A 23,059-nucleotide genomic window follows, 5' to 3' on the forward strand; every position below is an offset into this window, starting at 1 on the left:
CCCGCGACCGCATCCCCGTCACCGTCACCATCACGACCAGGAACCACACCTGCGCCCCCGATGCCACCCCACCCCACCGACCCGGACACCCCACCGCCCCGCCCCGCCTTGGGCAATCTGCCGCCTGGGGCGGCAGGGTGGGCAAGGCGGCCCCCGAGCGCCGGCCCACCGCCATCAGCGGGCAGAAGCCCGTCACCGCCCGGGCCGGAAGCCAGCGCCGGGCCACCGCCATCAGCGGGCACAAGCCCGTCACCGCCCCGGCCGGAAGCCAGCGCCGGGCCACCGCCGTCAGCGGGCAGAAGCCCGTCACCACCCCGGCCGGAAGCCAGCGCCGGGCCACCGCCATCAGCGGGCAGAAGACCGTCACCACCCCGGCCGGAAGCCAGCGCCGGGCCACCGCCATCAGCGGGCAGAAGACCGTCACCGCCCGGGCCGGAGGCCAGCGCCGCTTCGACCTTCGTCCGCGTCGGCATCGCCGAGGAACACTCCAGCCGCGACGCCACGATCGCCCCCGCCGCGTTGGCGAACCGCATGATCCGGCCCAGCTCCCACCCCGCCAGCACCCCGAGACACAGCGCCCCGCCGAACGCGTCGCCCGCCCCGAGCCCGTTCAGCACCCGTACGGGAAGCGGCGGAACCTCCGCCACCTCCCCCGCGGACGTCATCGCCAACACCCCGTCAGGGCCCCGCTTCACGACCGCGAGCCGCAGCCCGGTCGACAGCAACGCCCGCGCCGCGGCGACCGGTTCCCGCTCACCCGTCGCGATCTCGACCTCGTCGATGTTGCCGACGGCGATCGTCGCGTGCCGCAGCGCCTGCGCGTAATGCGGGCGCGCCGCCTCCGGGTCCGCCCAGAACATGGGCCGCCAGTCGAGGTCGAAGACAGTGTCACCGGGGACCCCGTCCCGCGCCCGGTGCGCGAGCGCGCCGAGCGTCGCCGAGCGGCTGGGCTCCGCGCTCAGCCCCGTACCCGTCATCCAGAAGATCCGCGCGGAGCGCACCGCGTCGAGGTCCAGTTCGTCCGGCTCGATGGCCAGGTCCGGCGCCTTCGGGCGGCGGTAGAAGTAGAGCGGGAAGTCGTCCGGCGGGAAGATCTCGCAGAAGGTGAGGGGGGTCGGGAGGCCGGGCACCGGTGTCACCCAGCGCGCGTCGACCCCGAACCGGGCCAGCTCCTCGCGCAGGTAGTCGCCGAACGGGTCCTGCCCCGTACGGCTGATCGTGGCGGTCCGCAGGCCGAGCCGCGCCGCCGCCACCGCCACGTTGGTCGAGGAGCCGCCCACGAACTTGCCGAAGGTGTCGACGTCCGCGAGTCTCCGGCCTGCCTGCAACGGATACAGGTCCACCCCGATGCGGCCCATGGTGATCAGGTCGAACTCGTCCCGGGCCATGCGGTGTTCCCTCCGTGTCGTGTTCGGACGAACCTCGGCAGCCTCGTGAGCTTCCTGCCAGATCTAACCCGTGCCGGAGACCCTGTCAATGTTTTGTCCGGACATTCGGACTATGCCTTGACACTGTTCCGCCACCCCTCAAGGCTTGCCCCATGACGACCAGCTCCCGCATCCGTGTCGGCTCCGCCCCCGACTCCTGGGGCGTCTGGTTCCCCGACGATCCCCGGCAAGTCCCCTGGCGGCGTTTTCTCGACGAAGTCGCCGAGGCCGGTTACGAGTGGATCGAGCTCGGCCCGTACGGATATCTGCCCAGTGATCCGCGCGTCCTCGCCGAGGAGACCGGGCGGCGGGGGCTCAGCGTCTCGGCGGGCACCGTATTCACCGGACTGCACCACGGGCCCGCCGTCTGGGAGCGGACCTGGGAGCACGTCGCGTCCATCGCCGCCCTCACCCGCGACATGGGCGCAGGGCATCTCGTCGTCATCCCCTCCTTCTGGCGTGACGACAAGACCGGGGAGGTACTGGAGGGGGACACGCTCAGTGCCGAGCAGTGGAGGCATCTGGCCGACGGCACCGAGCGGCTCGCGCGTGAGGTGCGGGAGCGGTACGGGCTTCGGGTCGTCGTCCATCCGCACGCCGACACCCACATCGACACCGAGGAGAACGTCTCCCGGTTTCTCGACGCCACCGACCCCGATCTCGTCTCGCTGTGCCTGGACACCGGGCATTACGCGTACTGCGGCGGCGACAGCGTCAAGCTGATCCGCACCTACGGTGAGCGCATCGGCTATCTGCATCTCAAGCAGGTGGACCCCGCCGTCCTGGCCGGGGTGCGTGAGCGCGGTACGCCGTTCGGACCGGCCGTGGCGCAAGGTGTCATGTGCGAACCGCCGCTCGGCGAGCCCCGGTTGGAGCCCGTGCTCGCCGCCGCCGCCCAGCTCGACGTCGACCTCTTCGCCATCGTCGAGCAGGACATGTATCCGTGCGAACCGGAGCGTCCGCTGCCGGTCGCGCGTCGTACGCGGGGCTACCTCAGGTCGTGCGGCGTGTAGCAGTATCGGCGGATGAGTTCTCGCACCACGAGTTCCTCACCGACCGATGTCCGGCCCACGGCCCGGCCCGCCGTCCGTCCCGTCCGCAGTTCCGACGGCACCTGGGAGACGGCGTCCGCCCGGCCGCACCCCCGGCTGCGCCCCGGCGTCATCGGCTACCGCGGCTTCCGGCTCGCCTTCCCCGGGCCGCGCGCCCGCCTGGAGGCGCCGATCGGCGCGGTGACGCTGGTGCTCGGCTTCGAGGGGTCGGTACGCATCACCGAGGCGACCGGCGGCTGGGTCGGGGTGCGCGACGGCAGCGCCGGCGGCGTCCGGCCCGCCGGGCTGCGCACGGCCGAGCTGTCCACCGTCCTGTCCGGCATGTCCACCACACCCGTACTCGGTGAGCACGACGGGCGGCTCGCCGGTGTCGAAGTCCTGCTGACCCCCTGGGCCGCCTTCACGGTCTTCCGGACCGCCCTGCACGAACTGTCCGGCTGGCGCGTACACCCGGACGAACTGGGCGCGCTTCCCGGCAAGGCGGCCTCCGACGAACTCGCGCACCGGCTCGGCGAGTTGCCGTCCTGGCGGGCCCGGTTCCAGTTGCTCGACGAGACGCTCGGGCGCTGGCTCGCGTCCGGGCCGCGGTGCGCGAGCGGCACGGTGCACGCCTGGTACGCGCTCACGCACAGCGGCGGCTCCGCGCCCGTCACGCAGATCGCCGAGCAGGTCGGCTGGGGCGTACGGCATCTGGAGAACCGCTTCCGGGAACAGATCGGGCTGACCCCGAAGGCCGCCGCCCGGGTGCTGCGGCTGCAACGGGCCCGGCGCCTCCTCTGCGCGGGCAGCACCCAGGCCGAGGCCGCGGCGGCCTGCGGCTACTACGACCAGGCCCATCTGAGCGGCGAGTTCAAGGCCATGACCGGGTGCACGCCCCGCGAGTTCGCCCTCGCGCGCGGCCTCCGCACCGATCCGGGCGGACCGCCCGCCACGGACCGCCTCGCGGGCGAGGCCACCAGCCTCGTCCTGTGACGCGCGGCCCACAGGTCCACCGCACGGGCCCGGCCAGTGCGTTTTTCTCCAAGACCCGCGTTCCGTGCTGACGGCACCCTTGTCCCTTCGGGCCACGCAACCGGGGGGATGCGGGGGATGGTGGGCCGGGCCGGATGCAGGGGGCCCGGCCCATCACGCATGACGGCCCGGCCCATCACGCATGATCCGCGGGACATGCGGGGTCTGTCTTCTCTCCCGTTCCGCGCCCGGGTATGCGTCCGGCGCGCGTCCCGATTGCTTCATTCACGTAACAAACGCCCCTTTCCTGCTACATATGTCCGGCCTACGCAGGTCCTGCGTCACAGGAGTCCCACAGGCCCTCCCTTCAACTCAAGACACATCGTTCTCGGGTCGAAGGTGGGTGATCGTCGGCGGCCACCCCCGCGCCGCCGTAGCGACACCCGTCAGGAGGAGCCACTGATGACCGACCGCAGGCTCTGGTCGTACAAAGAGATCGCCGCGCACATCCGGGTCCAGCCCGACACCGTCCGCTCCTACCGCAAACACGGCCTCCTGCCCCCGCCCGACCACGTGGAGAACGGCAAGCCCTACTGGTACGCCGACACCGTCCGCAAGTGGGTGGCCTCACGCCCACGCAACCGCGACCGTTCGAGAGAGTGACCCGAGTGCGAAGAGGGGCGCCGCTCAGGCGCCCCTTCAGGGGGCTCGCATCCCCCTACGGCGCGAACGGCTCGATCACCGTCACCCCCGCCCCGGACGCGCCGCCCACAGAGGCCAGCGCAGCCCCCGCCGCCGCCAGTGAAATGGTCGACGTCACCAACAGCTCCGGCCGCAACACCCCGCCCCGCACAAGCTCCAGCATCCCCGGGTACGCGTGCGCGGCCATCCCGTGACTTCCGATCAGCTCCAGCTCCCGGGCGAGCACCCGCCCCATCGGCACGACCGGGTCCTCGGGCAACAGCCCCACCTGTACGTGCCTCCCCCGGCGCCGCAGCCCGTTCACGGACGCCGCGCACGTCGCCGCCGAGCCGAGCGCGTCCAGTGACAGGTGGGCGCCGCCGCCCGTCAACTCCCGTACGGCGCCCGCTACGTCGTCCGTCGCGCCCGCGTCCACGAAAGCCGCGGCCCCGAACCTCCGGGCCAGCTCCAGCGCGCCGGGTACGACGTCCACCGCCACCACCCGCGCCCCGGCCGCCGCCGCGATCATCACGGCCGACAACCCCACGCCACCGCAGCCGTGCACCACCACCCACTCCCCCGCCGCGACCCGGCCCTGTTGCACGACAGCCCGGAACGCGGTCGCGAACCGGCAGCCGAGCGCGGCCGCCGTCGTGGCGGCCATGCCCTCCGGTACCGCTACGAGGTTGACGTCGGCGTGGCCGAGCGCCACGTACTCGGCGAACGAGCCCCAGTGCGTGAACCCGGGCTGCGTCTGCCGTTCGCACACCTGCTGGTCCCCGGCGGCGCACGCCGCGCACCGGCCGCACGCGCACACGAACGGCACCGTCACCCGGTCCCCGGCCCGCCACTCTCGGACGTCGGCGCCCACCTCCTGGACCACTCCGGCGAGTTCGTGGCCGGGGACGTGCGGCAGCACGATGTCCGGGTCGTGGCCCATCCAGCCGTGCCAGTCGCTGCGGCACAGGCCCGTCGCCTCCACCCGTACGACGACGCCGTGCGGCGCCGGGGCCGGGTCCGGCACCTCACGCACCTCGGCCGGTCCACCGAACCGTTCGAACACGACAGCGCGCATCATCCGCCCACCTGCCTTTCCGCCGGCCCGTCGGCCCACCGAATCCGGGGCCGCGACAGGCGACATATCGGTCAATTAACTAAACTTCCGGCACATCGGCACAGGCAGGAGGGAACCGTCTTGACGCACCCGCAACCCCCCGGATCGCCCAGGGCCCGCATCCCCCAGCAGCCCCTGCCGCCAGGACCGCAGGTCCGCGCCGGTCTCTGGAAGCGCTGCCTCTGGGGCGGGCTGGCCCTGTGGGTGCTGACGGCGCTCGTCACGTACGCCACGAAGAACACCACCCTCCTCCCCACCCTCATTCTGCTCGGCAGCTTCCTCGTGCCGGCGGTCTTCGTGCTCTGGGCGTACGAGCGGCACGGCCGCGACCTCGGGGTGCATCTGATCCTCGGCTGCTTCCTGGTCGGCGGCGTCCTCGGCGTGCTCGGCGCCTCCGTCATGGAGTACTACCTGCTGCACCCCTCGGTGTGGATGTTCGTCGGCGTCGGTCTGATCGAGGAGGCCGTCAAGCTCCTCGCCCTGATGTACGTGCTGCGCCACCATCCCCGGGTGCGCGGGCTGCGCGCCGGGCTCGTCCTGGGCGCCACGGTCGGGTTCGGCTTCGCCGCGTTCGAGAGCGCGGGCTACGCGTTCAACGCCGCGGTCACCATGAAGGGCATCGATCTGCGCTCACTCCTGGAGACCGAGGTGCTGCGCGGGCTGCTCGCCCCGTTCGGGCACGGCCTGTGGACGGCGATCGCCGGCGCGGTGCTCCTCTCGTACCGCAGGCCGGACGGGCGGTTCCGCTTCGCGGCCCCGGTCGTCGTCACCTACGCAGGCGTCGCCCTGCTGCACGCCTTGTGGGACTCCATGCACGGCATCGCCCTGTGGCTGGTGGTCCGCCTGACCAGTACGGGGCTCGACCGGGCCCTGTTCGCCGAGGGGTACCTCCCCGCGCCGACCAGTGCGCAGAAGCATCTCTTCACGCTCTTCTCGGTCGGGGGGCTCGTGCTCGTCTCTCTGCTCGGGATCGTCTGGGCGCGTTCGCTGGCGCGCCGCGACCCTTCTTGGAGTAGTACCCCCTAGGGGTATACAGTCGGGTGGGTCAGCGCGGGTCAGAAGGTGCCGGGGGTACCCGGTCTTCTCACCCCGGCCTTCCAGCTAGGAGAACGACATGAGCGCGCAGACCGAGCTCCACCAGACCGGCACCGACGACGCGGCACCGGCCGCCGGGACCTCCGTCACCACCGTCTACCAGGTCAAGGGCATGACCTGTGGGCACTGCGAGGGCGCGGTCGCCAGTGAGCTCGGCGAGCTCGACGGTGTCTCCTCCGTGCGGGCGGCCGCCGCCTCCGGACAGGTCACGGTCGTCTCCGCGGCCCCGCTCGACGAGGAGGCCGTCCGCGCCGCCGTCGACGAGGCCGGGTACGAGCTCGTCGGCAGGGCCTGACAGCGGGCTGACACGGACCGCTCCGGACCGGGCCGGGCCCCGGCGGGCCCGCCCGGCCGCCGTACCCTCGACAGCACCATGACGGACGCGCCCCTCACCGACATCGACCTCGCCATCGGCGGCATGACGTGCGCCGCCTGCTCCGCCCGCATCGAGAAGAAGCTCAACCGGCTCGACGGCGTGACGGCGACGGTCAACCTGGCCACGGAGAAGGCGAAGATCTCCTACGCCGCCGACGCCGACGCCGACATCACCCGGCAACTTCTCATCGACACAGTCACCAAGCTGGGCTATACCGCCGAACCCGTCTACGTGGCTGCGGCAGAGCCGCCCAAGGGCGCGGGGAACCGCGCGACCGGCCACGACGCGCCGTCGGCCGACGACGCATCCGCCACCCCGACGGCGCATGGCACCTCTGCCGGCCGGCGCCTGAGAATCTCCGCCTGGCTGACGGCCCCGGTGATGCTCATGGCCATGACCCCCGCCATCCAGTTCGACAACTGGCAGTGGCTCTCCCTCACCCTGGCCGCCCCGGTCGTCATCTGGGGCGGCCTCCCGTTCCACCGCGCCGCGTGGACCAACCTCCGCCACGGCGCCGCGACCATGGACACGCTCGTCTCCCTCGGGACGCTCGCCGCGTTCGGCTGGTCGCTGTGGGCGCTGTTCCTCGGGGACGCGGGGATGCCGGGGATGCGGCACGGGTTCACGTTCGTCACCGAGGGGGCCGACGCGTCCTCCACCATTTATCTGGAGGTGGCGTCGGGCGTCGTCACGTTCATCCTCGTCGGCCGGTATCTGGAGGCGCGGGCCCGGCGCAGTGCGGGCGCCGCGCTGCGGGCGCTCCTCGACCTCGGCGCGAAGGACGTCGCCCTGGTGGGCGCGGACGGCGTCGAAGTGCGGGTGCCCGCCGACCGCCTCGCGCCGGGCGACCGGTTCGTCGTACGGCCCGGGGAGAAGATCGCCACGGACGGCACGGTCGTCGAGGGCGCGAGCGCCGTCGACGTCTCCCTTCTCACCGGGGAGTCGGTCCCCGTGGATGTGGAGGTGGGGGACGCCGTGACGGGCGCGACCGTCAACGCCGGTGGGCGGATCGTCGTCGAAGCGACCCGGGTCGGCGCCGACACGCGGCTCGCGCACATGGCCCGGCTCGTGGAGGACGCGCAGACCGGCAAGGCGCGGGTGCAGCGGCTCGCCGACCGGGTGTCGGCCGTCTTCGTGCCTGTCGTCGTCGCGATCGCCCTGGTGACGCTGGTCGTGCGGCTGTCCGTCACCGATGACGTCACCGCCGCGTTCAGCTCGGCCGTCGCCGTGCTGATCATCGCCTGCCCGTGCGCGCTCGGGCTCGCGACGCCCACCGCGCTCATGGTCGGTACGGGGCGCGGCGCGCAGCTCGGCATCCTCATCAAGGGGCCCGAGGTCCTGGAGGCGACCCGCACGGTCGACACCGTCGTTCTCGACAAGACGGGGACCGTCACCACCGGGCGCATGGCCCTGCTCGCCGTCCGCCCCGCCGAGGGTGTCGAGGAGAAGGAGCTGCTGCGGCTCGCCGGTGCCGTCGAGCACGCCTCCGAGCATCCGGTGGGGCGGGCCGTCGCCGCGGGCGCCGTGGACCGTGCGGGTGAGCTGCCGGCGGTCGAGGGCTTTCGCGGGGTTCCGGGGCTCGGGGTGCGCGGGAGCGTCGAGGGGCACGTCGTCCTCGTAGGGCGTACGCGCCTGCTCGACGATCACCGGATCCCGGTGCCGGACGCGCTCGGGGCTGCGCTGCGGGACGCCGAGGCGGAGGGCGGGACGGCCGTCATGGTCGCCTGGGACGGGGTGGCGCGCGGCGTTCTGACCGTGGCCGACACGGTCAGGGAGACGAGCGCGCGGGCCGTTGCCGAGCTGCGGGCGCTCGGGCTGACACCGGTGCTGCTGACCGGGGACAACCGGGCCGCCGCCGAGGCGGTCGCGCGGGCGGTCGGGATCGAGCCCGAGGACGTGGTGGCCGAGGTGCTGCCGGAGGAGAAGGCGGAGGTCGTCCGGCGGCTGCGGAGCGAGGGGCGCGGGGTCGCCATGGTGGGTGACGGTGTGAACGACGCCGCCGCGCTGGCCACCGCCGATCTGGGGCTCGCCATGGGGACCGGCACGGACGCGGCGATCGAGGCGGGCGATCTGACGCTCGTACGCGGTGATCTGCGGGTGGCTGCCGACGCGATCCGGCTCTCCCGGCGGACCCTCGCCACGATCAAGGGCAACCTCTTCTGGGCCTTCGGCTACAACTGCGCCGCGCTGCCGCTGGCCGCCGCCGGACTGCTGAACCCGATGATCGCGGGGGCCGCGATGGCCTTCTCCTCGGTTTTCGTGGTCACAAATAGTCTGCGACTTCGGAGATTCACTTAGGAAGTCCTGGACCTCCACACAATCCACACGGCACAATTGCAGCAACCTCACGCGTGAGGTTCGAATCGACATATCGGACCTCTTGCGTGCACACGGGACATAAGCAAGAGACGCAGATCACAGAGATGAGAACGTAACCCTTTGCCGGTCCCGTGAGTCTAAGGAGGCGATGCAGGAACGTCTTGGGGGGCGTTCAGGCATCGACGGGACCGTCTTGGGGGACGGGACCGACTGCGTTGGCCGGGGCACGTGCACCGGGGAGCTTGAGCGGCCCACCCGTGCGTACGTGTTCCGGCGGCCGACGCGGACACACAGACGCCCGGCCGGATCCCGTGGGGGGAATCCGAACCGGGAAAAGGAGAGCGCCCCGGCTGTCGACCCGTGGGGGGATCGACAGGGGGGCGCTCTCCGCTATTCCGTGGGCCGCCGGCCTCGGGTGGGGCTCAGCGCTGCTCGACCGGGACGAAGTCCCGCTCGACGACGCCCGTGTAGATCTGGCGCGGGCGGCCGATGCGCGAACCCGGCTCCTTGATCATTTCCTGCCACTGGGCGATCCAGCCCGGGAGGCGGCCGAGGGCGAACAGGACCGTGAACATCTCGGTCGGGAAGCCCATGGCCCGGTAGATCAGACCGGTGTAGAAGTCGACGTTCGGGTAGAGCTTGCGCTCGACGAAGTAGTCGTCGGCCAGCGCGTGCTCCTCCAGCTTCAGCGCGATGTCGAGCAGCTCGTCGGACTTGCCGAGCGCCGAGAGGACGTCGTGCGCCGCCGCCTTGATGATCTTCGCCCGGGGGTCGAAGTTCTTGTAGACGCGGTGCCCGAAGCCCATGAGCTTCACGCCGTCTTCCTTGTTCTTCACCTTGCGGATGAAGGTGTCGACGTCGCCGCCGGCCGCCTGGATGCCTTCCAGCATCTCCAGGACCGACTGGTTGGCACCGCCGTGCAGCGGGCCCCACAGCGCCGAGATGCCCGCCGAGATCGAGGCGAACATGTTGGCCTGCGAGGAGCCGACCAGACGCACGGTGGACGTCGAACAGTTCTGCTCGTGGTCCGCGTGCAGGATGAGCAGCTTGTCCAGGGCCGAGACGACGACCGGGTCGAGCTCGTACTCCTGGGCCGGCACGGAGAACGTCATGCGCAGGAAGTTCTCGACGTAGCCGAGGTCGTTGCGCGGGTAGACGACCGGGTGGCCCTGCGACTTCTTGTACGCGTAGGCGGCGATCGTCGGAAGCTTGGCGAGCAGACGGATCGTCGAGAGGTGACGCTGCTTCTCGTCGAAGGGGTTGTGGCTGTCCTGGTAGAAGGTGGACAGCGCCGAGACCACCGACGACAGCATGGCCATCGGGTGGGCGTCGCGCGGGAACCCGTCGTAGAACCGCTTGACGTCCTCGTGCAGCAGGGTGTGCTGCGTGATGTCGTTCTTGAAGGTGGAGAGCTCGTCGACGGTGGGGAGCTCGCCGTTGATCAGCAGGTACGCCACCTCGGTGAAGGTGGAGCGCTCGGCCAGCTGCTCGATCGGGTAACCGCGGTAGCGCAGGATGCCCTGCTCGCCGTCCAGGTAGGTGACGGCGGATTTATAGGCGGCGGTGTTGCCGTATCCGCTGTCGAGGGTCACCAGTCCCGTCTGGGCCCGGAGCTTCCCGATGTCGAAGCCCTTGTCGCCGACGGTGCTGTCGATCACCGGGTAGGTGTACTCGTCGTCGCCGTACCGCAGTACTACAGCGTCGTTGTTGGTCTGCTCGCTCACGTCTCGTCCCTCACCGACGTAGTGCCTCTTCTTCGAGGTGCCCTGACTGTCTCTACCATCCCCCACTTGGCCCAGCAGAGTGCACTCGGGGTCGTCCATTGGGCCTATTGACGGCACTGAGTGCCGCCAACCTGCTCATCCTGCCCCCTTCGCCCTGGTTCCGGAAGTGCCGTGTGAGCTTTGCGACGAATTTGATCGATCAAAATTCTTGAAGCGTCGCCCCTGCCAGCCGGAAATCGAGTGCCGTACAGCGTCTGCCTGCCGAAACCGTGCGCACCGCCTGCCCTAGAGCCTTGCGCGATCCGACGAGGACCACCAGCTTCTTCGCACGGGTGACCGCCGTGTAGAGGAGGTTCCGCTGGAGCATCATCCAGGCGCCGGTGGTGACCGGGATCACGACACACGGGTACTCGCTGCCCTGCGAGCGGTGGATCGTGACGGCGTAGGCGTGCGTCAGCTCGTCCAGCTCGTCGAAGTCGTACGGCACCTCCTCGTCCTCGTCCGTCAGGACCGTCAGTTTCTGCTCGTCGGCGTCGAGGGAGGTGACGACGCCGACCGTGCCGTTGAAGACGCCGTTGGCGCCCTTCTCATAGTTGTTCCGGATCTGCGTGACCTTGTCACCCACGCGGAAGACCCGGCCGCCGAACCGCTTCTCGGGCAGCTCCGGGCGGCCCGGGGTGATCACCTGCTGGAGCAGGCCGTTGAGCGTGCCCGCGCCGGCCGGGCCGCGGTGCATCGGAGCGAGCACCTGGACGTCGCGGCGCGGGTCGAGGCCGAACTTGGCGGGGATGCGCCGGGCGGCCACGTCGACGGTGAGCCGTCCGGCCTCCTCGGTGTCCTCCTCGACGAAGAGGAAGAAGTCCTTCAGCCCCTGGGTGAGGGGCGGTGTGCCCGCGTTGATCCGGTGGGCGTTGGTGACCACGCCGGACTCCTGGGCCTGCCGGAAGATCCGGGTCAGCCGGACCGCCGGGACGGGGCTGCCCTCGGCCAGCATGTCGCGCAGCACCTCGCCCGCGCCGACGCTCGGCAGCTGGTCCACATCGCCGACGAAGAGCAGGTGGGCGCCGGGCGGGACGGCCTTGACCAGCTTGTTGGCGAGCAGCAGGTCGAGCATGGACGCCTCGTCGACCACGACCAGGTCGGCGTCGAGCGGCCGGTCCTTGTCGTACGCGGCGTCGCCGCCCGGCTTCAGCTCCAGGAGGCGGTGGACGGTGGAGGCGTCGGCGCCGGTCAGCTCGGCGAGGCGCTTGGCGGCCCGGCCGGTCGGCGCGGCGAGCACCACCTTCGCCTTCTTGGCGCGGGCCAGCTCCACGATCGAGCGGACGGTGAACGACTTGCCGCAGCCGGGGCCGCCGGTCAGCACCGCGACCTTGCGGGTCAGCGCCAGCTTGACGGCCTCCTTCTGCTCGGGCGCGAGGTCGGCCCCCGTACGGCCCGCGAGCCAGGTGAGGGCCTTGTCCCAGGCCACGTCGCGGAAGGCGGGCATCCGGTCCTTGTCGGCGCGGAGGAGCCGGTTGAGCTGGGCGGAGAGAGACAGCTCCGCGCGGTGGAAGGGGACGAGGTAGATCGCGGTGACCGGTTCGCCGTGCTCGCCGGGGACCAGTTCCCGTACGACGCCGGGGTCGCCGGAGTCCTCGTCGGGCAGGGCGAGTTCGGCCAGGCACTCGATGACGAGCCCGGTGTCGACCTGAAGCAGCTTGACGGCGTCGGCGATGAGCCGCTCCTCGGGCAGGAAGCAGTGGCCCTGGTCGGCGGACTGGGACAGGGCGTACTGGAGCCCGGCCTTGACGCGCTCGGGGCTGTCGTGCGGGATGCCGACGGACTGGGCGATGCGGTCGGCGGTCAGGAAGCCGATGCCCCAGACGTCGGACGCGAGGCGGTACGGCTGGTTCTTCACGACGCCGATCGACGCGTCCCCGTACTTCTTGTAGATGCGCACGGCGATGGACGTGGACACGCCGACGCTCTGCAGGAAGACCATCACCTCCTTGATCGCCTTCTGCTCCTCCCACGCGTCGGCGATCTTCTTGGTGCGCTTGGGGCCGAGGCCCGGCACCTCGATCAGGCGCTTCGGCTCCTGCTCGATGATGTCGAGGGTGTCCAGCCCGAAGTGCTGGGTGATGCGGTCGGCGAAGACCGGGCCGATGCCCTTGACCAGGCCGGATCCGAGGTAGCGGCGGATGCCCTGGATGGTGGCGGGCAGGAGTGTCGTGTAGTTCTCCACGGTGAACTGCTTGCCGTACTGCGGGTGCGAGCCCCAGCGGCCCTCCATCCGCAGCGACTCCCCCGCCTGCGCGCCGAGCAGCGAGCCGACGACGGTCAGCAGGTCGCCCGCGCCTCTGCCGGTGTCGACGCGGGCGACGGTGTACCCCGTGTCCTCGTTGGCGTACGTGATCCTCTCGAGGACGCCTTCGAGTACCGCCATGGGCCGGGCGCCGCCCTGGCCGCCCTGGCCGCCCTGGCCGCCCTGCGCCTGCTGCTTCGCCATGATCCGACGGTATCGGTGGGGTACGACAACAGGCACCCGCCGGGTGTTCGGGGGCCGGTCTAGGGTGCTGGGATGGGTGAGACGAGCGGGGCGGCGGCCCGGGTGCCGGTTCCGGTCCCGGTGAGTGTGCGGCGGCTGCTGCCCGATCTGCTGACGGCTTTGGCGCCTGTGGTGGGTGAGCGGGCGGTGGGGGTCTGGCTGTACGGGTCCACGGTGACGGGGTCGTTCGAGCGGGGCGTGAGCGATGTCGACGTGCTAGTGGGGGTGGGCGGCTCCGAACCCGGTCTCGGGGTCGATGAGTTGCGGGCCGTCGAGGCGCGGGTCCTGCGGGCGCACCCTGGGTTCCGGGACCGGCTCGACCTGACGTTCGCGCCGACCGCCGCGCTCGCCGGGAGCCTCCTCGAACCGCTCCTCGTCCTCTCCCCCGGCGAACCACCGCACACCGCGCGCGTGCTGCCCCGTTGGGCGTTGACCCGTGCCCTGGTCCGCGAGACGGGCCTGACCCTTGCGGGCCGCCCGGCGCGGGAGGCGCTGGCCGCTGCCGACCCGGGGGAGCTGCGGACGGCCCTGATCGACTCCGTCGCGGGGCTGCGGGACTGGGCGCCGCAGGTACGGCACCGGGGCGGCCACGCGTACCTGGTGCTGACGGCGTGCCGCGCCCTTCGCACCCTGACCACGGGCGAACTGGCGGACAAGGCGCAGGCCGCGCGGTGGACGGCCGAACGGTGGCCCCGGTTTCGGCCCCTCCTGGAGGCGGCGCTGGCGTGGCGCCGGACGCAGGCGGTGCGGGATGAGTCGCCGCTGCCGGCGGAACTGGTCGCGCTGCGGGGCGAGTTGCTGGACCTGGTGGCGGCGACGGCGGGGGCGGGGCGGGCGGGGCCGGGCGGGCAGGTGGGGGCCTGAGGTCTGCGGCCGTCGGGGTGCGCGGACCGTTGGAGTGCCAGCCGCGCACGAGGTGCCGTAAGCCCGATACGCTGCCTGCCAGGTCGGCCCTGGCAGGCCGTGCCGAAGCCTGGATCCACGCTCGCAACGCGTCGCCGGGCCTGACCTGACGCGGGGTCGCGCAGATCTCCGCTTCCGGCGCCGTCGTTCACTCGGCGATGTCGACGCCGTATCCGCGTGCGAGGGCGTCGAGGCCGTGGTCGTAGCCCTGACCGACGGCGCGTAGGCGCCACACCGGACCTCTGCGGTAGATCTCCGCGAGCAGCATGGTGCGTTCGGTGGTAGCGGCGTCCAGGGTGGCCCGGGCGAGCGGTGCCCCGCTGCTGCCGGGGGCGGCACCGATCTGGATAGCGCCGACCCTCCCGAAGGTGGCGGTGCCATCGATGGCCGCGGCGACGATGACCTTGCGAGTCGCGGGTGGCAGGGATGCCAGGTTGAGGGCGATGGTCTGTTCGGCCGGGCCACCGGTCAGCAGCCGCACAGTTCCGGCGGGGCTCTCCGGAGCTCCGTAGAAAATGAAGTCCTCGTCGAAGGTGACCTGTTCGTCCTCGTCGAGGAGGAAGGCGACGACGTCGATTTCGTAGTCCGTCTGCGGGGACCAGCCGGCGGTGACGTACCAGTCCGGCGCGGGCCTGCCGTGCGGCATGGGCAGGTCGATGACACCGCCTCTCGGCATCACGTGCGGCTCCTGAGTCCGAAGCGTCGCCGCGGCCGGGGCGGTGGCGGTCGGAGCGGTGAGCCAGTGGAGGTCGTGCACGGGGAGTTCGAGGGCGGTGATGCGGCTCATGCGCCGGTCCCCCTCCCCTCCCGCCAGGAGTACGACGTCGGTGACACTGGCGGACAGGTTGACCGCCGCGGACCCGCCCAGCTCGACGATGCGCGTACGGGCCGCCGCGGCATCGGCATGGACACCACCGAGCACAAGCACGCGACGCCCGGCCAGAGGCTTGTCCAACGTGCCGACGGAGGGCACCGGTCGACGCGGGACGGGTACGGCAGAGGTCGTGGAGGGCGCCAACTCCACTGGCCCCGCGAGGGCTTCTGCTTCCCGCTCGGCCACCGGGGTGACAGCGACGGCCGTCGCCTCATGCGCTGTCCCCGGCCGTACGTCGGCCAGCAGCCGCAGGAAAGCATGCTCGTCGATGACCGGCACGCCCTCGGCAAGTGCGCGCCGGGCCTTCGCCGAACTGGACGCCGGTTCGTTGGTGACCAGCACGCTGGTGTGCCGGCTGACGGAGGTCATCATGTTCAGCCCGATGGCAACCGCCCGCCCGACCAGCTCCGCCCGCGCATGGGCGGTCTCACCAGTGATCGCGACCTTCATCCCCTGCTGGAGAGGCCCGCCGGGAGTCAGCCGGCCCGGATTGCGGTAGGCGCAGGGAGTCTTCGGCGGCTGCGGCGTGAACTGCGACTCGGCCCTGGGCGGACAGGCCACCAACGGCAAGGGCAGATCGAGCCGCACCGCTTCGCGCAGTGACGCCCGCAGAATCCCGGCCAGCACACGGGTGTCGTCCAGCGCCTCGTGCGCACGCTGCTGGGGAACGCCGTAATGGGCGGCGAGGGTGCCGAGCTTCATGTCGTCCGTCGGCGGATCCACCTGACGATTCAGAGCCAGGGTGCACAGCCGCTGCGACACCGGCAGCCACATCCGCGCACGGGCGAACTCGTGGGCCAGGAAGTCGTAGTCGAACTGGGCGTTGTGGGCGACCAGGACCCGGTCCTGAAGCATGGCACCGATCCGCCCGGCGACCTGGTCGAACGTCGGCGCACCCCGCAGCCGCTCGACGGTCAGCCCGTGCACCTCGACCGGCCCCGGATCACACCCCGGGTCGAGCAGCGTCGAGAACTCCCCGGTCTGCTCGCCGTCCGGACCAATCGTGATCACCGCGACGGACAGCACGCGATCTCGCCGGGCCGTGAGACCCGATGTCTCCACGTCGACCAGAGCCCAGTCGTAGGCGTAGTCACCCATGTCGGGCAGGTCGAAGGAGGAGGAGACGAGACTCATGACGGCAAGGATGGTCGGATATCAAGCGCTCCTTCAACCCGTAAGCCGATTTGCCGTCGTTCGGAAGACTGCAGCGAGGCGGTTCCTACGACGTCGACCGCAGAACCGCGGGGTGACGCTGTTCGATAGTCGTACGGCTAGAAGATGTCGGCCGCCCTATCGTCCGTGAGGTTCTCGAGGATCGTGCGTATCCACGGGCTGCGAACGGCTGGTAACCGGACCAAGGTGTGTTCGAACCTGCCCCGGTCGGCCCGGAACAGGTAGTTGGGGCGCGGCGGAAGCGGGTCGTCGCGGAGCACGTCTTGGGGTATGCCGCCCGAAGCGGGCACAGGTAAGTACGGTTCGGGGGTAACCAGCCACAGCCACATCCCCAGCGGCAAAGGCACCGGGTATGCCGATGCAGCAGGGCCGGCAGGGGTCCAGGTCTGACCCGTCTGGGGATGGACCGGTACGAGGAGGATGTCGACGCCTGCACTGGCGGAGGGTTCTCCCGGTCCAGCCAGGACAGCCTGCCGCGTTGGCGGGCCTGCGGGCAGCAAAGCGTCGAGCGCGCGTTGGAATACGTCCGCGGTCAGACCACCCGGAACGTTCACCGGCTGCCCTTCGGAGGCCACTAACAAATGGGCGAGCGCCTGGCCGGCTGCCGCCCCCCATTGAGGACTCCACGACCAGTAGTGACTCGACCCAGACCGTCCTCCCCACGTGCCAATCGGCTCGAACGGGGGTGTGCTCTCCCCCCTCTCTACCAATTCCTTCCAGGAGCACGGCGCAGTGTGGACACCGCCGGTGGGGACGCGGCGCACGGCGTCTGAGCTGAGCCGCACTGCCTGCCACAGCGAGCAGTCGTCGACCCTTGTTGCCACGGGCAGGTCGCACGCCTCGCAGGCCATGTTGGGCCCCTCGGCCCCGTCAAGGCCACAGCAGGCACCGCCACGCTTCTCGGGAATCAGCCGGGCCCCGCGGATGTCACCGGGAGCGGTGACGATGGCCCCGGGCGTGCTGTCGGACAGGGCGTGGACCGGCGCGTAGATGCCGCGTGCCTCCGCCTCGCCCGGATCGATCTCGTCCCACATCCGCCATGGCCCTCCCCATGGGTCCGGGTCCACGGCAAACGTCCCTGCCTCCATGAGCACTGGTAGTTGGACCCCATTCCCGTACTTCTGACGGGCATGGGGCGGAAGGGAAACCTGGGTCAAAGGGACTGTCAGCTCGGCACCGCAACGCGCGCAAATGAAAACGAACAAATGCACCCTCCGTAAGGGAAACAGCTGCATGATCGCAGCTCGGAGGCGGCCCGCCAACGTGTTTTCATCCGTTGTGGCAAGGGCACCTCCCACCGTCAGGGAGTGTCAACGCAGCGTGGGTGAAGCCAGCCGCCGTCCATGACCGCGGCGGCCGTCTGGGCGGCCGAGGGCGATGCTTGTGGCCGACCGCAGACCGTGGCGTGGGTGAGCGGTTCGACGGCAAGAGACCGCACCGAAAGTTCGGGAAGTCTCCGGGAAGAACACCCGCCGAGGGCCGGACGAAATCGTCTCCAGCCGGACACCCGTCGACTCCGCCCGGAGCCCATCCGCACCCGCGAAGCGGCTCCGCCGAGCCCGATCAACGGCCTGACTGGGCGCCCCCGGCAGGACTCGAGCCTGCGGCCAAGCGCTTAGAAGGCGCTTGGCTTGTTGAGCGGTGATGGTGCTCTGACCTTGGCGCTCATCTGCCCCGTCGACGGCCCGCTGCCGGACTTCGACACGCATCCGACATGGTCCCGCTGAACGGCTACTCGTAGACGGTCGCGGCCATGAGTGCCCGCGCGAAGAACCGCCAGTCCCCGTCGGCCGGCATTTCGCGGCCGGTGTTGCGGTACCAACCGTCCGCGTCGTCGATCCAGGCGGACAGGGCCTCCAGGACGTTAGGGAGATCGGCGTTCTCCCAAGAGCGTCCAACTTTGGCGTGGTTGCGGTGCAGGGCGCGCACGAAGGCGGCCAGATCTTCCCGGCTGTTGACGCGTTCGGGTTCTGGCTCAGGCGAAGAGGTCATGCCAGGCGCCTTACGAGGGAGGGCCGTGTGGGGCGCGTCACGCCGCCTCGGTGCCGGGGTCTGCCCGTGCTCGAGGTAGACCGGCGCAGCCGCGTCTCGGGCCTCTGTCGCTGCGATGATGCGCCGGGCCAATCGCGGGATGGTGTGCTCCGAGATCTGCTCGGGAGTGAAGAAGGCGAAGCTCTTCAGCTCCTCGGTCTGCAAGCTGATCCGGGTCAGGTCGTCCTGGTCGAGCCGGCCGCCGTCGGACAGGTACAGCACCTTGTCGCCCTCGGTCTGGTTCGGGGCCCAGTCGACCGCGAGCAGGCGCCCAAGGGGTGGGGCGATGCCCAGCTCCTCCTGGACCTCCCGCACGGCCGCGTGCAAGGGGGATTCGCCGGTCTCGACGTATCCGCCGGGAATCTCCCAGTAGTCCTTGTAAGTGGGCTCCACCATGAGGACTCGCCCAGCGGTATCGAAGAAGAGTGCACCCGCCGCCATGCGCGGATGCGCCATCTTCGCTTCCTGTTCAGTCGGCGCCATGCAGCCGAGGGTATCCAGCTCAGACAACGTGCAGCCTATTGGCCAGGTCCGCCAGACCGCGGCTCGGCCGGCCTCGCTGGTTCCGGACCCAGGTAAGCACCATTTCCCGGGCGAGGTAGTGGCTCCGTACCTGCTCGGGCGCCCAGCTCTCCGCTTCGAGGATCTTCGCCAGTGCGTCGTCCATGCGGTTGTGGGCGCTGAGGGCTCGGGCCACTTCGAGGTTGTGCCGGGCCCGGCGCTCGGTCGGCAGGCCACTGGTGTCGATCTCCGGGCCCAAACCCACCGCGATCTGCATGTCCCCCAGCTCGGCGGCGGTCGCCACCCGGTGAATTGCCACATTCGTGGGCCCGAAGGCGGTCCAGACGTGGTTGGCGTCGGTTCCCAGACGCCGCGCCGCCTGGTCGGCCTCAGCGAGGAAGGCCTGAGTCGTTGCACGGTCCTCCGCTCGGGCCGCAGCCATGGAGCCCGCGAGGTACAGGGTTCCGTAGACCGACAGGAACGCCGGGCTCGCGTCGTCCAAGCCGGGGCGAAGGTACTCGCCCGCGTCGCCGACGAGCTGCGCGGCGGCATCGAACCGGCCGTTGGACAAGAGGCAGTGCGCCACGGAGCGAAGCAGGGAGCCGGTCACCATCGCGTTGCCGGATTGCTGGGCCGCTGCCAGACCGCGGTCGGCTGCGATCCATGCGAGGTCGGTCTCTCCGAGCTTGGTGAGCACTATCGCCGCGCCCTGATAGGTCATCGCCATGAGCTCATGCGCTCGCTCACGCTCTCTGCCCTCGTAGGCCTTGGCCGCGATGAGCACATCGGCCAGCAACAGCGGTAGGCGACGGGTCGCGAACGCGTAGCGCGAGTCCTGATAGGCGTCCCACACCTCAGCGACGCCGCTGCGTAGTTCGTCGAGTGAGGTCGGCCCGCCTTGGGTCGTGACCCCCAACAGCGGGGTCAGTTGGCGGTAGTCCATCAGGGCCGAGCGAAGCGCCGGCACCGTGCGGGTGCCGCTGTCAGCCGTCCACTCCAACAGGGTGGGTTCGGCGAGCAGGGCGCCCAGGGTCACGTCGAGTGCATCGGCGAGCGACTTGATGACCGAGAGCCGGTCCAGCTCGATCCGGTTGTTCTCGGCCTTGCTGAGCCAGTCGACGGTTCGGCCGACCAGTCCGGCCAGGACTTCTTGGGACATGCCACGCCTGCGGCGGTACCAGGCAACGCGTTCACCGATCGTCAGGTTCGTCGTCATGACTCGCATGGCAAGAGCGTCCCCCCGTCTCCGCATGGGACCCCGGAGAGATTTTCCGGGGTACTCCGGCGACCCGCTCCTAGCGTTGCTGACAACCCCGGGGCTGTCAGGCCTGTCGGGAGACCGGGCCATCAGCGACAGGAGCTGATCCAGCATGCTCGACCGTATCCGCCGCGCCGCCGCTGCCATCAGGGCGCGCTACTTCCCCAGAGGCAGGCACCGCCGCGTCTCAACGCCGTGCCCGAGCCCCGCGCCGACTTTTCCCGCCGCTCGCAACCGACCGGCGGTCGTACCGAGCCGCCGCCCTTGCGACCGGGTGAGCCACCGGTACCCGCTCGCGGGTGAGGAGAACGCACTCATCCGCCCGTACGTCTTGGGGGCGCACTGATGCCTACACGACCGCGGGCCAACAGCCCGGACGCCTCAGCCATTCCGTACCGCTCGACCGCCTGCCACATTGGCACCCACCCAGGCTGCTCGGAGTCCTCCCCGATCGCGGCCCCGGCCGACGTGCCGGTGATCTACGAGGCATGCGACTGCCCATGCCATTCGTTGCCCGCTCAGCTCCCACCTGCGGAGGTGGCCGCACAAAACGCGCTGAGGCTGCTTCCATGGGCAGGTTCCGGGGGCAAGCCGTGCTATCTGGGCACAGACGACCCGGAGAGCTTCATGTCCCGCCTGGCGGACCACGTCGAGGCGGAGCAGCTTGAGATGGCATCCGAGTTGCTGGAGAAGGCATTCGAGCTACTCGAGGACGAGACAGTGGACCCGAAGCCTCTGAAGATCTTTGCGGCCCGGTTGGCCGCCGCCCTGAGAGACGTGCTGCGTGTGGCCGCCGGCCGCGGCGACCGTCTGCCGACATCTCGCTCCGGAAACGGCTGACGAGTTACCCGCCGACCGCGATATACCTCGCCGGGTCAGCACCGTGCGGGGACCAGGTGAAACCGAAACTTCCGCCGCTCCAGCCGACGGCCGCCATCGGCCAGCCCGCCCTGCGCCCGCTGCTTCGCCATGATCCGACGGTATCGGTGAGGTACGGCAACGGGCACTCGCCAGATTCTTCGGAGCTGGCCTCGGGTCAGGGGACGAACTGCTCGACTCTCCGGCCGAGCCGGGCTCAGACCTTGATGACGGTGACGCGCGGCCCGCACAGGGTGGCGAGATCCTCGGGGTCCGAGGTCAGGATGGTGACGGGCCCGGGGGCTGCCAGGGACGTGGCGCCGAGCATGGCGTCAATGGCGTACTTGTGCCCGTGCAGTCCCGTGTCGGCCAGGAGCTCGGCTGCTCGGCGGGCGATCGGTTCAGTCACCGGCTCAACGACGACACGGGACAGCGTCCATTCCAGAGCCGGACGGTTGATGCGGGGATGGACCACCTCCACCAGAGTGGCGGCGGAGGTGATGACACGGAGGTCATCGGCGCGGGCCAAGGCCAGCCACGCGGTGACCGCCCGGTCGCGCAAGACGGCCTTGGCCAGTCCCTCGCTGTCCAGGACGAGGGTGCCGCCGGGAGGCGCAGGTGAACGGTTCACGCGGCGCTGGTCTCGCCGTGGTTCTGCTCCTGCCGGGCCTGGTGAAGCCGAGCGCGCAGCGCCTGGATCTCGTCGTCCGTGATGGGGCCGTGCTCGGCCTCGGCGACCTCGATGAGTTCGTTGAGATTGTCGCGCTCGATCTGGCGGGCGACGGCCGCAGCGACGTAGGCGGAAAAGCCCGAGGGGCCACTGCGGCTACGCGCGGCTGCAGCGATGTCGCGCGGCATCGTGATCGAGTACTTACCGGAAGGCTCGCTCATGCTACTTATCCTACCTTGCATCCTCCCTCGCGGCGCGGAACGCGACACGGCCTCGGACGGGCGCGCGCTGGTCCGGAGAGGCGGGCAGGCCGCCGAGAGCAGCGACGACAATGCCGATCGCCTCGGCCTCGCCGCGGACCCCGGCCGCCTTAAGCACAGATGTGGCGCGTGGCCTGGATCACAGCGCGGGCCCGATGAGTTCCGCGCCGCCCGCACGTCATACCCGGTGACACCATCCGCACCCCGGCTGACAGGAACCCCGCCATGACCGCCACCGCCAAGGGCCCCGCCAGCTACTTCCCGTCCATCGAGAAGAAGTACGGGCAGCCCGTCTCCCACTGGCAGGAGCTCATCCGGTCCTCGCCGCTGACCAAGCACATGGAGCTGGTCACCTGGCTCAAGGCCGAGCACGGGCTCGGGCACGGGCACGCCAACGCGCTGGTCGCGCACACGCTGGCGGAAGGGCGGGCCGCATAGCGGCCCGGACGGTCAGATCCCGCCCATCGGCTTCATGTCGACCTTCACCGGCGTGCCCCACACCCGGACGACCTCGTAGTCCGTGAACTCGTGCACCAGGCGGTACGCCATCGCCGCGTCCGGGCGGCGGCGCTGGGCCGCCAGGTAGAGGTCCGCCTCGCGCCGGTCGTGGCGCGGGGTGCCGCACAGTTGCCACACCTGGCCGTTCCACATCTCCGGGATCCAGCGCTGCTGGGGCTGGGGGCGGTCCTCGCGCGTGCCGTAGCGGGACATCACCGGCTGCTCGTCCGCGTGGCGGGGGGCGGGGCCGCCGCCGTACTCCGAGCGGCGCGCCTGGCGGCGGCGGGTCTCGCAGAGCAGGCACAGGTCGGGCGCCGATTTATCGACCGCGCCCTGCGGGTGCTCGGGGCAGCGGGTCGTGGGCGCCGAGCCGGTGACCGTGTCGTCGAGCAGCTCCAGAGCGCGCTTCACGTCACCGCGCACCTCGTGGAGCTTTGCGTCCGCGGTGTCACCGGTGAGCGCGTCCCCGTGTTCGCCGAGCAGGCGCAGGGCGCGGCCTAGTGCGGTGAGCTGCGCGTGGTTCACGGTCCTGGTCTCCGTTCGTCGCCATTTCGCGGGGTGGGTGCGCGTCGTACGTCGTCAACGATCGCACGTGGGACTGACAACCCCGGCCCGTCGGCCACAACCCCGACCCGGCGACCCCAGCCCCGTTTCGCTCATCACGATCCGGTCACGACAACCGGAACCCCCCTTGCCATCCGTCCATGTAATCGATTCCAATCTCCCCTGTAAGTCGATGTAATCGATTCCACGCAGCCACAAGGAGG

Annotated in this window: 19 protein-coding genes, 1 tRNA gene and 1 pseudogene; 9 read left to right on the plus strand and 12 right to left on the minus strand. The window is 70.6% G+C overall.

The window, feature by feature from the left end:
* Positions 1-431: 431 nt before the first annotated feature.
* Positions 432-1,388, minus strand: a pseudogene (gene iolC / locus ACH4RC_RS26490) (5-dehydro-2-deoxygluconokinase); the annotation flags it as partial.
* Between the two features lie 152 nt (positions 1,389-1,540).
* On the opposite strand from iolC, the gene ACH4RC_RS26495 reads away from it, so the two are divergent.
* The 3 genes from ACH4RC_RS26495 (at position 1,541) to ACH4RC_RS26505 (ending at position 4,093) form a co-directional block, all read left to right on the plus strand.
* Complete coding sequence (locus tag ACH4RC_RS26495; protein WP_398205380.1) at positions 1,541-2,440, plus strand: sugar phosphate isomerase/epimerase family protein; 900 nt, start codon at positions 1,541-1,543, stop codon at positions 2,438-2,440.
* 12 nt (positions 2,441-2,452) lie between these two features.
* Positions 2,453-3,451: a helix-turn-helix domain-containing protein gene (locus ACH4RC_RS26500; RefSeq protein WP_398205381.1), complete on the plus strand. Its 999-nt coding sequence runs from the start codon at positions 2,453-2,455 to the stop codon at positions 3,449-3,451.
* 441 nt (positions 3,452-3,892) lie between these two features.
* A complete protein-coding gene (locus tag ACH4RC_RS26505; RefSeq protein ID WP_398205383.1) occupies positions 3,893-4,093 on the plus strand; it encodes a helix-turn-helix transcriptional regulator in 201 nt (66 codons plus the stop codon).
* A gap of 55 nt (positions 4,094-4,148) precedes the next feature.
* Here ACH4RC_RS26505 and ACH4RC_RS26510 read toward each other — a convergent pair whose 3' ends face one another.
* On the minus strand, positions 4,149-5,186 hold the full coding sequence (locus tag ACH4RC_RS26510; RefSeq protein ID WP_398205467.1) for a zinc-binding dehydrogenase: 1,038 nt from the start codon (positions 5,184-5,186) through the stop codon (positions 4,149-4,151).
* A 120-nt stretch (positions 5,187-5,306) separates the two neighbouring features.
* Between ACH4RC_RS26510 and ACH4RC_RS26515 the strand changes: the two genes are divergently transcribed.
* The 3 genes from ACH4RC_RS26515 (at position 5,307) to ACH4RC_RS26525 (ending at position 8,994) form a co-directional block, all read left to right on the plus strand.
* Positions 5,307-6,251 carry a PrsW family intramembrane metalloprotease gene (locus ACH4RC_RS26515; RefSeq protein WP_398205385.1) on the plus strand — a complete coding sequence of 315 codons (945 nt, stop codon included), beginning with the start codon at positions 5,307-5,309 and terminating at the stop codon, positions 6,249-6,251.
* A gap of 88 nt (positions 6,252-6,339) precedes the next feature.
* Positions 6,340-6,615: a heavy-metal-associated domain-containing protein gene (locus ACH4RC_RS26520; protein WP_398205386.1), complete on the plus strand. Its 276-nt coding sequence runs from the start codon at positions 6,340-6,342 to the stop codon at positions 6,613-6,615.
* A gap of 78 nt (positions 6,616-6,693) precedes the next feature.
* Positions 6,694-8,994 carry a heavy metal translocating P-type ATPase gene (locus tag ACH4RC_RS26525; RefSeq protein ID WP_398205388.1) on the plus strand — a complete coding sequence of 767 codons (2,301 nt, stop codon included), beginning with the start codon at positions 6,694-6,696 and terminating at the stop codon, positions 8,992-8,994.
* Positions 8,995-9,437: 443 nt separating this feature from the next.
* Here the strand turns inward: ACH4RC_RS26525 and ACH4RC_RS26530 are convergent, their stop codons facing one another.
* Together ACH4RC_RS26530 and ACH4RC_RS26535 are read right to left on the minus strand one after the other, a co-directional pair.
* Positions 9,438-10,739: a citrate synthase gene (locus tag ACH4RC_RS26530; RefSeq protein ID WP_398205390.1), complete on the minus strand. Its 1,302-nt coding sequence runs from the start codon at positions 10,737-10,739 to the stop codon at positions 9,438-9,440.
* Between the two features lie 199 nt (positions 10,740-10,938).
* Positions 10,939-13,164 (minus strand): ATP-dependent RecD-like DNA helicase, encoded by a 2,226-nt coding sequence (locus ACH4RC_RS26535; protein WP_398205469.1) that lies wholly within the window; start codon positions 13,162-13,164, stop codon positions 10,939-10,941.
* Positions 13,165-13,299: 135 nt separating this feature from the next.
* Here ACH4RC_RS26535 and ACH4RC_RS26540 point away from each other — a divergent pair, with 135 nt between their 5' ends.
* Positions 13,300-14,130 carry an aminoglycoside adenylyltransferase domain-containing protein gene (locus ACH4RC_RS26540; RefSeq protein WP_398205392.1) on the plus strand — a complete coding sequence of 277 codons (831 nt, stop codon included), beginning with the start codon at positions 13,300-13,302 and terminating at the stop codon, positions 14,128-14,130.
* 187 nt (positions 14,131-14,317) lie between these two features.
* Here ACH4RC_RS26540 and ACH4RC_RS26545 read toward each other — a convergent pair whose 3' ends face one another.
* The 5 genes from ACH4RC_RS26545 to ACH4RC_RS26565 form a co-directional block, all read right to left on the minus strand.
* Positions 14,318-16,177 (minus strand): TerD family protein, encoded by a 1,860-nt coding sequence (locus ACH4RC_RS26545; RefSeq protein WP_398205394.1) that lies wholly within the window; start codon positions 16,175-16,177, stop codon positions 14,318-14,320.
* A 137-nt stretch (positions 16,178-16,314) separates the two neighbouring features.
* On the minus strand, positions 16,315-17,421 hold the full coding sequence (locus ACH4RC_RS26550; protein WP_398205395.1) for a hypothetical protein: 1,107 nt from the start codon (positions 17,419-17,421) through the stop codon (positions 16,315-16,317).
* 375 nt (positions 17,422-17,796) lie between these two features.
* Positions 17,797-17,879, minus strand: a tRNA-Arg gene (locus tag ACH4RC_RS26555).
* 68 nt (positions 17,880-17,947) lie between these two features.
* Entirely contained in the window at positions 17,948-18,730 is a 783-nt protein-coding gene (locus ACH4RC_RS26560) for an NUDIX domain-containing protein (RefSeq protein WP_398205397.1), read from the minus strand.
* A 19-nt stretch (positions 18,731-18,749) separates the two neighbouring features.
* Positions 18,750-19,964, minus strand: coding sequence for a helix-turn-helix domain-containing protein (locus ACH4RC_RS26565; protein ID WP_398205398.1), 1,215 nt, complete (start codon positions 19,962-19,964; stop codon positions 18,750-18,752).
* Positions 19,965-20,633: 669 nt separating this feature from the next.
* Here ACH4RC_RS26565 and ACH4RC_RS26570 point away from each other — a divergent pair.
* Positions 20,634-20,846, plus strand: a complete 213-nt coding sequence (locus ACH4RC_RS26570; protein ID WP_398205400.1) for a hypothetical protein — start codon at positions 20,634-20,636, stop codon at positions 20,844-20,846.
* Between the two features lie 235 nt (positions 20,847-21,081).
* Here the strand turns inward: ACH4RC_RS26570 and ACH4RC_RS26575 are convergent, their stop codons facing one another.
* Positions 21,082-21,495 (minus strand): type II toxin-antitoxin system VapC family toxin, encoded by a 414-nt coding sequence (locus ACH4RC_RS26575; RefSeq protein WP_398205402.1) that lies wholly within the window; start codon positions 21,493-21,495, stop codon positions 21,082-21,084.
* On the minus strand, positions 21,492-21,755 hold the full coding sequence (locus ACH4RC_RS26580) for a CopG family transcriptional regulator (protein WP_398205403.1): 264 nt from the start codon (positions 21,753-21,755) through the stop codon (positions 21,492-21,494). The genes ACH4RC_RS26575 and ACH4RC_RS26580 overlap by 4 nt, the downstream gene beginning before the upstream one ends.
* A gap of 264 nt (positions 21,756-22,019) precedes the next feature.
* Here ACH4RC_RS26580 and ACH4RC_RS26585 point away from each other — a divergent pair, with 264 nt between their 5' ends.
* Complete coding sequence (locus ACH4RC_RS26585; RefSeq protein ID WP_398205405.1) at positions 22,020-22,232, plus strand: DUF4287 domain-containing protein; 213 nt, start codon at positions 22,020-22,022, stop codon at positions 22,230-22,232.
* A 12-nt stretch (positions 22,233-22,244) separates the two neighbouring features.
* On the opposite strand, the gene ACH4RC_RS26590 is transcribed toward ACH4RC_RS26585, so the two are convergent.
* Complete coding sequence (locus tag ACH4RC_RS26590; protein ID WP_398205406.1) at positions 22,245-22,817, minus strand: hypothetical protein; 573 nt, start codon at positions 22,815-22,817, stop codon at positions 22,245-22,247.
* Between the last annotated feature and the right edge of the window lie 242 nt (positions 22,818-23,059).

The organism is Streptomyces sp. NPDC016845 (genome assembly GCF_044332585.1).
GTDB lineage: Bacteria > Actinomycetota > Actinomycetes > Streptomycetales > Streptomycetaceae > Streptomyces.

What these genes read in the sequence shown, in the direction of transcription:
- ACH4RC_RS26500 (WP_398205381.1), top strand. Translation starts at nt 2,453, where the DNA reads ATGAGTTCTCGCACCACGAGTTCCTCACCGACCGATGTCCGGCCCACG.
- ACH4RC_RS26540 (WP_398205392.1), top strand. Translation starts at nt 13,300, where the DNA reads ATGGGTGAGACGAGCGGGGCGGCGGCCCGGGTGCCGGTTCCGGTCCCG.
- ACH4RC_RS26570 (WP_398205400.1), top strand. Translation starts at nt 20,634, where the DNA reads ATGTCCCGCCTGGCGGACCACGTCGAGGCGGAGCAGCTTGAGATGGCA.
- ACH4RC_RS26565 (WP_398205398.1), bottom strand. Translation starts at nt 19,964, where the DNA reads ATGACGACGAACCTGACGATCGGTGAACGCGTTGCCTGGTACCGCCGC.
- ACH4RC_RS26535 (WP_398205469.1), bottom strand. Translation starts at nt 13,164, where the DNA reads ATGGCGGTACTCGAAGGCGTCCTCGAGAGGATCACGTACGCCAACGAG.
- ACH4RC_RS26520 (WP_398205386.1), top strand. Translation starts at nt 6,340, where the DNA reads ATGAGCGCGCAGACCGAGCTCCACCAGACCGGCACCGACGACGCGGCA.
- ACH4RC_RS26560 (WP_398205397.1), bottom strand. Translation starts at nt 18,730, where the DNA reads ATGGCGCCGACTGAACAGGAAGCGAAGATGGCGCATCCGCGCATGGCG.
- ACH4RC_RS26545 (WP_398205394.1), bottom strand. Translation starts at nt 16,177, where the DNA reads ATGAGTCTCGTCTCCTCCTCCTTCGACCTGCCCGACATGGGTGACTAC.
- ACH4RC_RS26525 (WP_398205388.1), top strand. Translation starts at nt 6,694, where the DNA reads ATGACGGACGCGCCCCTCACCGACATCGACCTCGCCATCGGCGGCATG.
- ACH4RC_RS26580 (WP_398205403.1), bottom strand. Translation starts at nt 21,755, where the DNA reads ATGAGCGAGCCTTCCGGTAAGTACTCGATCACGATGCCGCGCGACATC.
- ACH4RC_RS26585 (WP_398205405.1), top strand. Translation starts at nt 22,020, where the DNA reads ATGACCGCCACCGCCAAGGGCCCCGCCAGCTACTTCCCGTCCATCGAG.
- ACH4RC_RS26510 (WP_398205467.1), bottom strand. Translation starts at nt 5,186, where the DNA reads ATGCGCGCTGTCGTGTTCGAACGGTTCGGTGGACCGGCCGAGGTGCGT.
- ACH4RC_RS26495 (WP_398205380.1), top strand. Translation starts at nt 1,541, where the DNA reads ATGACGACCAGCTCCCGCATCCGTGTCGGCTCCGCCCCCGACTCCTGG.
- ACH4RC_RS26505 (WP_398205383.1), top strand. Translation starts at nt 3,893, where the DNA reads ATGACCGACCGCAGGCTCTGGTCGTACAAAGAGATCGCCGCGCACATC.